The sequence below is a fragment of the Kitasatospora sp. NPDC059747 genome (genome assembly GCF_042732955.1).
GTDB lineage: Bacteria > Actinomycetota > Actinomycetes > Streptomycetales > Streptomycetaceae > Kitasatospora.
The window spans coordinates 1-12,636 of sequence record NZ_JBHWGV010000071.1 but is presented as its reverse complement, the minus strand read 5'-3'; the positions used below and the strand labels follow the sequence as shown (position 1 = coordinate 12,636).

Annotated in this window: 10 protein-coding genes; 8 read left to right on the top strand and 2 right to left on the bottom strand. The window is 72.1% G+C overall.

Annotation, left to right across the window (positions count from 1 at the left end; translation table 11 throughout):
* The first annotated feature begins 46 nt into the window (after positions 1-46).
* From ACFV4G_RS27560 to ACFV4G_RS27550, 3 genes are all read left to right on the top strand, one after another.
* Entirely contained in the window at positions 47-1,945 is a 1,899-nt protein-coding gene (locus tag ACFV4G_RS27560) for an ABC transporter ATP-binding protein (protein WP_380444826.1), read from the top strand.
* A gap of 196 nt (positions 1,946-2,141) precedes the next feature.
* Positions 2,142-3,053: an RNA polymerase sigma factor SigJ gene (sigJ, locus tag ACFV4G_RS27555; protein ID WP_380444784.1), complete on the top strand. Its 912-nt coding sequence runs from the start codon at positions 2,142-2,144 to the stop codon at positions 3,051-3,053.
* A gap of 89 nt (positions 3,054-3,142) precedes the next feature.
* The gene (locus ACFV4G_RS27550) at positions 3,143-4,222 is read left to right on the top strand and encodes an NAD(P)/FAD-dependent oxidoreductase (RefSeq protein WP_380444783.1); all 1,080 of its coding nucleotides are present in this window, start codon (positions 3,143-3,145) and stop codon (positions 4,220-4,222) included.
* A 118-nt stretch (positions 4,223-4,340) separates the two neighbouring features.
* On the opposite strand, the gene lepA is transcribed toward ACFV4G_RS27550, so the two are convergent.
* On the bottom strand, positions 4,341-6,209 hold the full coding sequence (lepA, locus tag ACFV4G_RS27545; protein ID WP_380444782.1) for a translation elongation factor 4: 1,869 nt from the start codon (positions 6,207-6,209) through the stop codon (positions 4,341-4,343).
* A 214-nt stretch (positions 6,210-6,423) separates the two neighbouring features.
* Here lepA and ACFV4G_RS27540 point away from each other — a divergent pair, with 214 nt between their 5' ends.
* The gene (locus tag ACFV4G_RS27540; RefSeq protein ID WP_380444781.1) at positions 6,424-6,729 is read left to right on the top strand and encodes an antibiotic biosynthesis monooxygenase family protein; all 306 of its coding nucleotides are present in this window, start codon (positions 6,424-6,426) and stop codon (positions 6,727-6,729) included.
* A 200-nt stretch (positions 6,730-6,929) separates the two neighbouring features.
* Positions 6,930-7,199, top strand: coding sequence for a 30S ribosomal protein S20 (gene rpsT / locus ACFV4G_RS27535; protein WP_218205877.1), 270 nt, complete (start codon positions 6,930-6,932; stop codon positions 7,197-7,199).
* A 346-nt stretch (positions 7,200-7,545) separates the two neighbouring features.
* On the opposite strand, the gene holA is transcribed toward rpsT, so the two are convergent.
* A complete protein-coding gene (gene holA / locus ACFV4G_RS27530) occupies positions 7,546-8,544 on the bottom strand; it encodes a DNA polymerase III subunit delta (RefSeq protein WP_380444780.1) in 999 nt (332 codons plus the stop codon).
* An 83-nt stretch (positions 8,545-8,627) separates the two neighbouring features.
* Between holA and ACFV4G_RS27525 the strand changes: the two genes are divergently transcribed.
* From ACFV4G_RS27525 to ACFV4G_RS27515, 3 genes are all read left to right on the top strand, one after another.
* Positions 8,628-8,921, top strand: coding sequence for a hypothetical protein (locus ACFV4G_RS27525; RefSeq protein WP_380444779.1), 294 nt, complete (start codon positions 8,628-8,630; stop codon positions 8,919-8,921).
* Positions 8,922-9,207: 286 nt separating this feature from the next.
* Positions 9,208-10,617 (top strand): M14 family zinc carboxypeptidase, encoded by a 1,410-nt coding sequence (locus ACFV4G_RS27520; protein WP_380444778.1) that lies wholly within the window; start codon positions 9,208-9,210, stop codon positions 10,615-10,617.
* 283 nt (positions 10,618-10,900) lie between these two features.
* Positions 10,901-12,538 (top strand): alkaline phosphatase family protein, encoded by a 1,638-nt coding sequence (locus ACFV4G_RS27515; protein WP_380444777.1) that lies wholly within the window; start codon positions 10,901-10,903, stop codon positions 12,536-12,538.
* The last annotated feature ends 98 nt before the right edge of the window (positions 12,539-12,636 follow it).

Genomic DNA, 12,636 nt, shown 5'->3' with positions numbered 1-12,636 from the left:
CCAGGCCGCCGCCGCCCGCCGCGGACCGGCCGGCCCCGGCCGCTTCATGGGCGGCCAGGGCACCGAGAAGTCCATGGACTTCAAGGGCTCCGGCAAGCGCCTGCTCGGCCTGCTGCGCCCCGAACGCCCCCTGCTCGCCGCCGTCCTCGGCCTCGGCGTGCTCAGCATCGGCTGCGCCGTCACCGGCCCCAAGGTCCTCGGCAACGCCACCGACCTGATCTTCGCCGGCGTCGTCGGCGCCCGCTTCGAGCCCGGCACCTCCAAGGCGCAGGCCGTCGAGGGGCTGCGCGCCCACGGCCAGGGCGGCATCGCCGACCTGCTCTCCTCCGTCGACTTCACCCCCGGCCAGGGCATGGACTTCGGCGCCATCGGCACCGTCCTGCTCTGGGTGCTCGCGATCTACGTCGCCTCCGCCCTGTTCGGCATCGTCCAGGGCCGCCTCGCCACCAAGGCCATCCAGCGGGCCGGCTACCGGCTGCGCCAGGACGTCGAGGCCAAACTCGCCCGCCTGCCGCTGAGCTACTTCGACAAGCAGCCGCGCGGCGAGGTCCTCAGCCGGGTCACCAACGACATCGACAACATCAGCCAGTCGATGCAGCAGACGCTCGGACAGGTCGTCAACTCGCTGCTCACCGTCGTCGGCGTGCTCGCGATGATGTTCTGGATCTCCCCGCTGCTCGCGACGATCGCCCTGGTGTCCGTACCGCTGTCGGTGGTCGTCGCCGCCAAGGTCGGCAAGCGGGCGCAGCCGCAGTTCGTCCAGCAGTGGGCCTCCACCGGCAGGCTGAATGCCCACATCGAGGAGATGTACACCGGGCACGCCCTGGTCAAGGTCTTCGGCCGGCAGCGCGAGTCCGCCGAGACCTTCCGCGAGCACAACGAGGCACTGTTCGCCTCCAGCTTTCGCGCCCAGTTCATCTCCGGCATCATCCAGCCCGCGATGATGCTCATCGGCAACCTGCAGTACGTGCTCGTCGCCGTCGTCGGCGGACTGCGGGTCGCCAGCGGCGCGCTGTCCATCGGCGACGTGCAGGCGTTCATCCAGTACTCGCGGCAGTTCAGCCAGCCGCTCACCCAGGTCGCCAGCATGGCCAACCTGGTGCAGTCCGGCGTCGCCTCCGCCGAGCGCGTCTTCGAACTCCTCGACGCGCCCGAGCAGACCCCCGAACCGGCCATGCCCGAGAAGCCCGACGTGATCCACGGCCGGGTCGCCTTCCAGGACGTCTCCTTCCGCTACGAGCCCGACAAGCCCCTCATCGAGGACCTCTCGCTCAAGGTCGAACCCGGCCAGACCGTCGCCATCGTCGGCCCCACCGGCGCCGGCAAGACCACCCTCGTCAACCTGCTGATGCGCTTCTACGAGGTCAGCGGCGGGCGGATCACCCTCGACGGGGTCGACGTCTCCGCGATGTCCCGCGAGGACCTGCGCTCCGGCATCGGCATGGTGCTCCAGGACACCTGGCTGTTCGGCGGCAGCATCGCCGACAACATCGCCTACGGCGCCCAGGGCGCCACCCGCGAGCAGGTCGTCGAGGCCGCCAAGGCCGCCCACGTCGACCGCTTCGTGCGCACCCTGCCGGACGGCTACGACACCGTCATCGACGACGACGGCGCCGGCGTCAGCGCGGGCGAGAAGCAGCTCATCACCATCGCCCGGGCCTTCCTCGCGCAGCCCTCCATCCTCGTCCTCGACGAGGCGACCAGCTCCGTCGACACCCGCACCGAGGTGCTCATCCAGCGGGCCATGGCCCGGCTGCGCACCGGGCGCACCAGCTTCGTCATCGCGCACCGGCTCTCCACCATCCGGGACGCCGACGTGATCCTCGTGATGGAGAACGGCTCGATCGTCGAGCAGGGCTCGCACGACGAACTGATCTCCGCCGGCGGCGCGTACGCGCGGCTGTACCAGGCGCAGTTCGCGGAGGCCGTGGCCGAGGTGGACTGACCGGAGGTCGCGTTCGGGCCGGGGCGGGACTCTCCCGCTCCGGCCCTTCGCGTTCCCGGGCCCTTCGCGTTCGCCGGCCCTTCGGACGGCCCGGGCCGTTCACGCCCCGGCCCTCCGCGTGTCCCGGCCGTCCGCGCGGCCCGGACCCGCTCACCCGGCCTTCGCTTTCCCCGTGCGGACCGCTACCTTTGGGCCCGTGATCGACGAGGAGGCCCCGGACGCGTTCGAGGCGAACCGACGCTACCTGGGCTCGGTCGCCTACCGGCTGCTCGGCACGTTCACCGACGCCGAGGACGTCCTCCAGGAGGCCTGGCTGCGCTGGCGGGCCGCCGACCGCGCCGCCGTCGCCGACCCGCGGGCGTTCCTCACCACCGTCGTCACCCGGCTCTGCTACGACCAGCTCGGCTCCGCCCGGGCCCGCCGCGAGTCCTACAGCGGCGAGTGGCTGCCCGAGCCGTCCGTCTCCTACGCGAGCGCCCCCGACTCCCCCGCCGAACTCGCCGAACGCGGCGAGTCCGTCTCGCTCGCGCTGCTCGCCGTCCTGGAACAGCTCACCCCCGCCGAGCGGGCCGCGTTCGTGCTGCACGACGTCTTCGCGGTCGGCTTCGACGAGATCGGCGACTCGCTCCACCGCACCCCCGACGCCGCCCGCCAGCTCGCCTCCCGGGCCCGCCGCCGGGTCCGGGACGGCGGCCGCCGCGCGAGCGCCGACCGGGCCGAACACCGGCGCGCCGTCGAGGCGTTCGCCGCCGCGGCACTCGGCGGCGACCTCCAGGGTCTGATGGCCGTCCTCGACCCGGACGTGGTGTGGACCGCCGACGGCGGCGGCATCGTCCGCGCCGCCGCCCGCCCGGTCCGCGGCGCCGACAAGGTCACCCGCCTGATCGCCGGCTCGGTCGCGAAGTGGTTCACGCCGGAGCTGCGCCTCGCCCTCGCCGAGGTCAACGGCGAACCCGGCATGGTCTGGTACGACTCGACCACCGGAGCCGTCGCCGGCGTGCTGGCGTTCACCGTCGCCGACGGCCTGATCACCGGGACGTACGTCGTGGTCAACCCCGGGAAGCTCACCCACCTCGGCCCCTTCGGGGGGCCGAGCACCGGGGCGTGACGCAGGTCACTGTCACACCCCGTCCGGCTGCGTCGTCCCCTTGCCGAACCGCGCTGAACGACAGCGCACCTCGCAGGGAGGCGGACGAGATGAGCAGCACCACCACCGAGAAGCGGATCGTCGTCCTGGGCGCCGGCTACGCCGGACTCAGCACCGCCAAGGGTGCCGGCCGGCACCACGCCGTCACCCTCGTCGCGCCCGAGGAGCGGCTCCTCCACCGCGTCCGCCAGCACGAGACGGCGGCCGGCGGCGGGCGGGACTGGCCCGCCATCGCACGGCTCGCGCGCGGCCGGCGCATCGAGCACCGCCGCGCCAGGGCCGTCGGACTCGACCTCGACGGCCACAAGGTCCAGCTCGACGACGGCACCGTCCTCGGCTACGACACCCTCGTCTACGCCCTCGGCAGCCGCACCGCCTGGCACGACGTCCCCGGCGCCGCCGAGCACGCCTACGGCGCCGAACGCGCCGCCGAACTCGACCACCGCCTGCGCGACGCCGGCGAACCCGGCACCCTCGCCGTCGTCGGCGGCGGCGCCACCGGCATCGAGCTCGCCGCCGAGCTCGCCGAGGCCCACCCCCGGTGGCGGGTACGGATCGTCACCGCCGGCCGGGTCGGCGGCATCTACTCCCCCAAGGGCCGCGCCCACGTCCGCCGCGTCCTCGACCGGCTCGGCGTGGCCGTCCACGAGGACGCCACCGTCACCGAGGTCACCCCCACCGGGCTGCGCACCACCACCGGCCCGGTCGACGCCGACGTCACCGTCTGGGCCGCCTCGATGGAGCCGCACCCGCTGGCCGCCGCGGCCGGACTGGCCGTCGACGACCGCGGCCGGGCCCTGGTCGACGAGTACCTCCGGTCGGTGTCCCACCCGGACGTCCACGTCGTCGGCGACGCCGCCGCGGTGACCGTCCCCGGCACCGGGACCCTGCGGATGGGCTGCGCCACCGCCCTGCCGATGGGCCAGTACGTCGGCAAGCTGCTCGACGGGCGCACGGACGGGCCCTTCGCGTACAAGTACGTCGCGCAGTGCCTGAGCCTCGGGCGGCACGACGGGATGCTCCAACTGGTCCGCGGGGACGACTCGATGCGGCCCACCGTGCTCACCGGGACGGCGGGGCGGCTGGCCAAGGCCGCGATCGTCGCCGGGGTGCTCGCCGCGCTGAAGTGACCGTCCGGAGGGGAGCCGAAGTGACCCTCCCCGGACGGGAAGTGACCGTCCCCGAACGCGTGGAAGGGCCCGGAGTGCGATCGCTCCGGGCCCTTCCGCCGCTGCTACTTCTCTTCCGTTACTTCTTTTCCTTGGGGGCCTCGGCGTCGGTGGACAGCGCGGCGATGAAGGCCTCCTGCGGGACCTCCACGCGGCCGACCATCTTCATCCGCTTCTTGCCCTCCTTCTGCTTCTCCAGCAGCTTGCGCTTGCGCGAGATGTCACCGCCGTAGCACTTGGCGAGGACGTCCTTGCGGATCGCGCGGACCGTCTCGCGGGCGATCACCCGGGAGCCGATGGCCGCCTGGATCGGCACCTCGAACTGCTGGCGGGGGATGAGCTTCTGCAGCTTGCCCGCCATCATCACGCCGTAGTTGTAGGCCTTGTCCTTGTGCACGATCGCGGAGAACGCGTCGACCGCGTCGCCGTGCAGCAGGATGTCGACCTTGACCAGGTCGGCGGTCTGCTCGCCGATGGGCTCGTAGTCGAGGGACGCGTAACCGCGGGTCTTGGACTTCAGCTGGTCGAAGAAGTCGAAGACGATCTCCGCGAGCGGCAGGGTGTAGCGCAGCTCGACCCGGTCCTCGGAGAGGTAGTCCATGCCCTGGAGGCTGCCCCGGCGGGACTGGCACAGCTCCATGATCGCGCCGACGAACTCGTTGGGCGCGAGGATCGTGCCGCGCACGACCGGCTCGTACACCTCGGCGATCTTGCCGCTCGGGAACTCGCTCGGGTTGGTGACGGTGTGCTCGGTGCCGTCCTCCATGATCACCCGGTAGACCACGTTCGGGGCGGTGGAGATCAGGTCGAGGTTGAACTCGCGCTCCAGGCGCTCCCGGATGATCTCCAGGTGCAGCAGGCCGAGGAAGCCGCAGCGGTAGCCGAAGCCGAGCGCGACCGAGGTCTCCGGCTCGTACACCAGGGCGGCGTCGTTCAGGCGCAGCTTGTCCAGGGCGTCGCGCAGCAGCGGGTAGTCCGAGCCGTCCAGCGGGTACAGGCCGGAGAACACCATCGGGCGCGGGTCCTTGTAGCCGCCGAGCGGCTCGGTCGCGCCCTTGTGCATCGACGTGATCGTGTCACCGACCTTGGACTGCCGGACGTCCTTCACACCGGTGATGATGTAGCCCACCTCGCCGACGCCGAGGCCGTCGGCGACCTTCGGCTCGGGCGAGATGACGCCGATCTCCAGCAGCTCGTGGGTCGCGCCGGTGGACATCATCGCGATGCGCTCGCGCTTGGTGAGCTGGCCGTCCACGACACGGACGTAGGTGACCACGCCGCGGTAGGAGTCGTACACCGAGTCGAAGATCATCGCGCGGGCCGGGGCGTCCTTGACGCCGACCGGGGCCGGGATGGTGTTGACGATGTGGTCCAGCAGGTCCTCGACGCCCAGACCGGTCTTGGCGCTGACCTGGAGCACGTCGGAGGGGTCGCAGCCGATGATGTGCGCGATCTCGGCGGCGTACTTCTCCGGCTGGGCGGCCGGCAGGTCGATCTTGTTGAGCACCGGGATGATCGTGAGGTCGTTCTCCAGCGCCAGGTACAGGTTGGCGAGGGTCTGCGCCTCGATGCCCTGGGCCGCGTCGACCACCAGGATGGTGCCCTCGCACGCGGCGAGGGAGCGGGACACCTCGTACGTGAAGTCCACGTGGCCGGGGGTGTCGATCATGTTGAGGATGTGCGTCGACCCGGTGTTCGGCCCGGTCTTCGGCGCCCACGGGAGGCGGACCGCCTGCGACTTGATGGTGATGCCGCGCTCACGCTCGATGTCCATGCGGTCGAGGTACTGGGCACGCATCTGCCGCGGGTCGACGACGCCGGTGATCTGCAGCATCCGGTCTGCGAGCGTCGACTTGCCGTGGTCGATGTGGGCGATGATGCAGAAGTTGCGGATCAGCGCCGGGTCGGTACGGCTGGGCTCTGGCACATTGCTGGGGGTCGCGGGCACCTTGGTCCGATTCTCCGTTGGTCCGGGGCCGGGGGCGTCCGGGTCATCGCTGACCGGCTTCCCGGGGGGACCGGACAGTCTCGTCCGATCGAAATAGTTCCTCCCATCCTCCCACGACCCCGGCGCGGGCCGCCGTTCGGTCCGGCCCGGGTCGTTCGTGGGGGTGCGGAGCAGGCCTTCCCACCCGGACCGAGCGGCGACAGGATGGCGTCCCATGATCCTGGAAAGCGCCCTGCTCGACGTCCTGCCCGGCCGGGAGGACGAGTTCCTCGCCGCCTTCGCCGAGGCCCGGCCACTGATCGCCGTCCAGCGCGGCTTCCGCTCGCTGCAGCTGCGGCGCTGCCTCGACGAGGGGCGCGGCTCGCGCTTCCTGCTCCAGGTCGAGTGGGAGACCCTCGCCGACCACACCGAGGGCTTCCGCGGCTCCGCCGAGTACGAACGCTGGCGGGACCTCCTGCACCGCTTCTACCGGCCCTTCCCTGAGGTCGAGCACTACGGCGAGCCGGTCCTCGACGCGTAGCTCGGTGCGCGGGCGGTCGGACGTGCGGCCGGTCGGGCGTGCGGCCGGCCGGGGTGCGGCGCTCCGGCCGGTTTGGGGCGGGCGGCGGGCCCCTGGTAGCGTAGTCAGCTGCACCTGGCCTCGGCATGCCCTCTCAGCTGGTCCGACGGCCCGAAGGTGCAACCCGTTCAATACCTTTTAGACAAGACTGAGGCTCCTTCGTGGCGAACATCAAGTCCCAGATCAAGCGCAACAAGACCAACGAGAAGGCGCGCCTGCGCAACAAGGCCGTCAAGTCCTCGCTGAAGACCGCTCTGCGCAAGGCCCGTGAGGCCGCTGCCGCCGGCGAGACCGAGAAGGCCGTCGTGCTGGCCCGCGCCGCCTCCAAGGCGCTGGACAAGGCCGTGAGCAAGGGCGTCATCCACGCCAACCAGGCCGCCAACAAGAAGTCGGCCATCACCAAGCGCGTCAACACCGCCGTCCAGGCCTGACGCCACCGGGGGCCACTGGCCCCCGACGCCGCAGGGTGACCCGGCCCTCTACCCGGACCCCTGAGGCGCGCGAGACTCGCACCGCACGCGGCCTGCGTTCGCCACGCGGGTGCGGTGCACACAGCACTACGGCAGGCGCCGTGACCTCCCTCTTCTCCAGAGGCCGGTCACGGCGCCTGTCGCGTTGGGCCCATGCGGGCGGTGGGAGTGACGCCCCCCGAGGGCGCGCGGGAGCGTGGGAGCGTGCGGGGCGCGGGGGCTTTCGAGGCGCCCCTGGCCGCGCTCGTCGGTACGGCTCAGTACGGCCTAGGACGGCCCAAGACGGCTCAGTACGGCCTAGGACGGCTCAGTACGACGGACGGCTGCCCGCCCGGGCCGCTCGGGCCACCGCGACCACCGCGCGCTCCAGGGCGAAGGCCGGATCGTCCGAGCCGCCCTTGACCGCGGCGTCCGCCTGCGCGATCGCCGTCAGCGCGACGGCCACGCCGTCCCCCGTCCAGCCGCGCATCTGCTGGCGGACCCGGTCGACCTTCCACGGCGGCATGCCCAGCTCGCGCGCCAGGTCCCCCGGGCGCATGTTCCGCCCGGCGCTCGCCAGCCGCCCGATGCTGCGCACGCCGGACGCCAGCGCGTAGGTGATGCCCGTCGGCGGCTGCCCGACCGCCAGCGCCCAGCGCAGCCGCTCCAGCGCCTCCGCCGCCCGGCCGGTGACGGCCAGGTCCGCCACCTCGAAGCCGGTGGCCTCGGCCCGGCCGCTGTAGTAGCGGGCCACGACGGTCTCGTCGATCGTGCCCTCGACGTCCGAGGTGAGCTGGCTGCACGCGGCCGCCAGCTCGCGCAGGTCGCTGCCGAGCGCGTCCAGCAGGGCCTGGCAGGCCTCCGGCGTCGCGGAGCGCCCCAGCGTGCGGAACTCGCCCTTGACGAAGGCCAGCCGCTCGCTCGCCTTCGCCAGCTTGGCGCAGGCCACCTCCCGGCCGCCCGCCTTGCGCCCCGCGTCCAGCAGGCCCTTGCCCTTGGCGCCGCCCGCGTGCACCAGCACCATGATCACTTCTTCGGCCGGGGCCTCGATGTACGCCTTGACCTCCTTGACGGAGTCGGCGGAGAGGTCCTGGGCGGCCCTGACCACGATCACCTTGCGCTCGGCGAACAGCGACGGCGTCGTCAGCTCGGCCAGGCTGCCGGGCTGGAGCCCGCCCGGCGGGACGTCCCGCACGTCGGTGTCCGGATCCGCCGCCTTCGCCGCCGCCACCACCTGGGCGACCGCACGGTCGAGCAGCAGCTCCTCCTGGCCGACCGCGAGGGTCAGCGGGGCGAGCAGGTCGTCGGGTGCACTCTTCCTGGCCATCCCCACCAGCATCCCACGGAGCGCGGACAGCCCCGGCCGGACCTGGGCGACGGCAGCGCCCGGCGGACCTGGAGAATGGGCCGGTGACCGAAGACCTCACCACCGACCAGCCGGACGTCGACGACCCGCACGCCCGGCAGCTGCTCGTCCTGCCCGACCGCGACGCCGCCGACGAGGCCGCGGAGGAACTCAGCGCCACCCAGCCCGATCTCGGCGAACTGGAGGTCGTCCGCGACGCCCTGGCCGGCGAGGACGACGCCGAGGACGCCCAGTGGCTGGTCGTCGTCGAACCCCCGGAGGACGGGTGGACCCCGGCCAGGCTGCGCGCCCTGGACGCGCTCGCCGCCGAGTACGAGGGCTGGCGCGAGGAGGGCTGACCACACCCCGGCCGGCTCGACCGCCTGGGCGCCCGGGGCGACTTGCACGCTCTGGCGGACTTGACCGTTCCGGCGGACTTGACCGCTCTGGCCGCAACGGAAAACTCCCCGCCGGGAGTTGACGGGCGGTCGGGGCGGCGCTTTGCTTCATGGACGGTGGTGGTGGCGTGCGGCGGACTTGATGTCATGCCCCTGACACAAACGCATGGCGCTCCCTGCTTTCCGCTCCCCGCCCGCTCCACCACCCGTCCCCCACGCGACACCCCCACGACTTCGGAGGCCCCCCATGGCCAGGAAGCGTTCCATCGCCCTCGCGGCCGGCACCCTCGCCGCACTCACCGCGCTCGCCCTCACCGCCGTACCGAGCGCGACGGCCCAGAACACCCACCGGTCCGGCCCCGGGAACGTCTTCGTCTACCGCATCCCCACCCACACCGCGGCAGACGCCCAGACGCTCACCGGCGCAGGCTTCGACCTGCTCGAACACCGGCAGGGCGACGACCTGTTCGTCCTCGGCGACGCCCGCGACGGCACCCGGCTGCGACTGCTCGGCTTCACGCCGACGGTCGAGCGGACGATGCCCGACCCGGCCCAGGCGCCGCTCCAACTCCGTCCCAGGAGCGGCCAACTGGCGGCCGGCGACCCGAACGAGACGTACGACGGCGGCTACCACACCGTCAACGCCCACTACGCCCACCTCGACCAAGTCGCCTCCCAGCACCCCGACCTGGCGACCGTGGTCACCTACGGCCAGTCCTGGCGCAAGCAGAACGGCCGGCCCGGCGGCTACGACCTCAAAGCCGTCTGCATCACCAAACGGACCGGGAACGACTGCTCGCTCTCACCGAACTCGGCCAAACCCCGCTTCTTCCTGATGAGCCAGATCCACGCCCGCGAGATAACCACCGGCGAAATGTCGTGGCGCTGGATCGACCACCTCACCGGCGGCTACGGCACCGACCAGGACGTCACCGCGCTCCTCGACTCCACCGAACTCTGGGTCGTGCCGATCGCCAACCCCGACGGCGTCGACATCGTCCAGCAGGGCGGCGACAACCCGCTCTACCAGCGCAAGAACGCCGACGACTCGAACGGCTCCGCCTGCGACTTCTCCGGCCAGATCGGCGTCGACCTCAACCGCAACGCCGGCACCCACTGGGGCGGACTCGGCACCTCCCCCGACCCGTGCTCCGAGATCTACCTCGGGCCGCAGGCCGACTCCGAAGTCGAGAACACCGCCCTGGAAGGGCTGTTCCGCAACCTCTACCCGGCCGTGCGCGGCCCCGGCGACACCGACCCCGCCCCGGCGGACACCCGCGGCATCATGATCACCCTGCACAGCGACGCCAGCATGGTCATCTTCCCGTGGGCCCACGACCACACCGTCCACACCGGCAACGACGCCGCGCTGCGCGCCCTCGCCGGCAAACTCGGCACCCTCACCAACTACCAGGCCGGCCAGGCCGGCGAGATTCTCTACGACGCCGCCGGCGGCACCGACGACTGGGTCTACGACAAGCTCGGGACCGCCAGCTTCACCATCGAGGTCGGCGACAGCGACTCCCGCGGCTGCTCCGGCTTCATGCCCGCCTACTCCTGCCAGGACTCCTACTTCTGGCCCAAGATGAAGACCGCCCTGATGTACGCCGCCACCCACGCCCAGGCCCCGTACACGACCACGGCGACCGACGGCTGAACCGCCCCACCCGCCCCACCCCCGGCCGCGGCGTTCCGGACTCCCCGGAACGCCGCGGCCGGCCCCATTCGGACCGAGGACATTTCCGGCTGCCCGTTCATTGACGGTGCATGTTCACCAATTCCGTTGACCGTGAGTCCACTTGGTGAGATTCGCCGAATTCTCGAATTTCTCCGCCGAGGAGTCCGACGCTGTTCATTCCCCGGCCGCCGCCGGTATACCGGGGCCTCCCACCCTATGAGCGCACCGCCGCAGCCACCTTCCCCCTCGACAGGAGTCTTCCGTGACCCGTCGTTACGTCCGGCTCGCCGCCACCCTCGGCGCCGCCGGAGTGCTGGCCGGATCCACCGTCGCCCAGGCAGCCGCCGCCGAAGAGGGCCGCGACGCCCACGCCAAGCACGTGCTGCTGGTCTCGGTCGACGGCCTGCACCAGTCGGACCTCGCCTGGTTCGTGGCCCAGCACCCCCAGTCCGCGCTGGCCCGGCTGGTCGGCGGCGGTGTCGAGTACACCCGCGCGAGCACCACCAACCCCTCGGACTCCTTCCCCGGCATGGTCGCGCAGCTCACCGGCGGCGGCCCGGGCACCACCGGCGTCTACTACGACGACACCTACAACGCCGAACTGCTCCCGGCCGGCACCACCGACTGCGAGAACGCCAAGCCCGGCGTCGAGATCGACCTCACCGAGGACCTGGACAAGAACCAGGACTCGATCGACGCCGGCCAGGGCCTCGCCGGCCTGCCCGGCTCCATCCTGCAGATGACCGGCCGGCCGCAGACGCTGATCAACCCGGCCAAGCTGCCGGTCGACCCGGACACCTGCCAGCCGGTCTACCCGCACTCCTACCTCCAGGTGAACACCGTCTTCGAGGTGGCCCGCCAGGCCGGCCTGCGCACGGCCTGGTCGGACAAGCACGCCGCCTACGACATCCTCAACGGCCCCTCCGGCGAGGGCATCCAGGACCTCTTCACCCCGGAGATCAACAGCAAGGCGACCGGGTACAGCGGCGACTGGACCAAGGACAACAAGGCCACCCAGCAGTACGACTCGTACAAGGTGCAGGCCGTCCTCAACGAGATCGACGGCTACGACCACAGCCGCGCGGAGAAGGTCGGCACCCCGGCGGTCTTCGGCCTGAACCTCCAGTCCGTCTCCACCGCGCAGAAGCTCAACAGCTCCGACGGCCTCCAGGGCGGCTACGCCACCAAGGGCGTGCCCGGCCCGCTGCTCGCGAAGAGCCTGGAGTTCGTCGACCAGCAGATCGGCGCCCTGACCGCGGAACTGCGCGCGCAGCACCTCGACGGCTCCACCACGATCATCCTGTCGGCCAAGCACGGCCAGTCCCCGACCGACCCGACCGCGCTCAACCGGATCGACGACGGGCCGCTGCTGGACGGCCTCAACGCCGCCTGGAAGGCCGCCCACCCGGGCGCCGGCAACCTCGTCGCCCACGCGGTCGACGACGACGGCGTGCTGCTCTGGCTCAACGACCGCTCCGACGCCGCCACCGGGTTCGCCAAGAACTACCTGCTGGCGCAGAGCGGCAACGGCGTCGACATCAACGGCAAGGCCCGCCCGTTCACCCGGAGCGGCATCGAGCGGATCTACGCGGGCGACGAGGCCGCCGACCACTTCGGCGTCGACCCGGGCGACCCCCGGGTGCCGGACGTCTTCGGCGTCGCGCAGTACGGCGTCGTCTACACCGGCGGCAGCAAGATCGCCGAGCACGGCGGGGCCCACGCCGACGACCTGAACGTGCCGCTGGTCGTCTCCGGCGCCGGCACCCCGGGCGGCGTCCGCGAGGACGAGAAGGTCGAGACCAAGCAGATCGCGCCGACCATCCTGAAGCTGCTCGGCCTCAAGCCGAACGCCCTGGAGGCCGTCCGCGAGGAGCACACCCGGGTCCTGCCGGTCCGCTGACCGCCGGACGGCGGAAGCCGCCCGCCGGCCTCCGATGACCCACCCCGAGCGGGGCGGGGGGGGGGGGGGCGGCGTGGGCGGGCCGCCCCCCGCGCGCC

Excerpts from the sequence above, each read along its gene's own strand:
- ACFV4G_RS27560 (WP_380444826.1), top strand. The coding sequence starts at position 47 with ATGGGCGGCCAGGGCACCGAGAAGTCCATGGACTTCAAGGGCTCCGGC.
- ACFV4G_RS27550 (WP_380444783.1), top strand. The coding sequence starts at position 3,143 with ATGAGCAGCACCACCACCGAGAAGCGGATCGTCGTCCTGGGCGCCGGC.
- ACFV4G_RS27540 (WP_380444781.1), top strand. The coding sequence starts at position 6,424 with ATGATCCTGGAAAGCGCCCTGCTCGACGTCCTGCCCGGCCGGGAGGAC.
- holA (WP_380444780.1), bottom strand. The coding sequence starts at position 8,544 with ATGGCCAGGAAGAGTGCACCCGACGACCTGCTCGCCCCGCTGACCCTC.
- ACFV4G_RS27520 (WP_380444778.1), top strand. The coding sequence starts at position 9,208 with ATGGCCAGGAAGCGTTCCATCGCCCTCGCGGCCGGCACCCTCGCCGCA.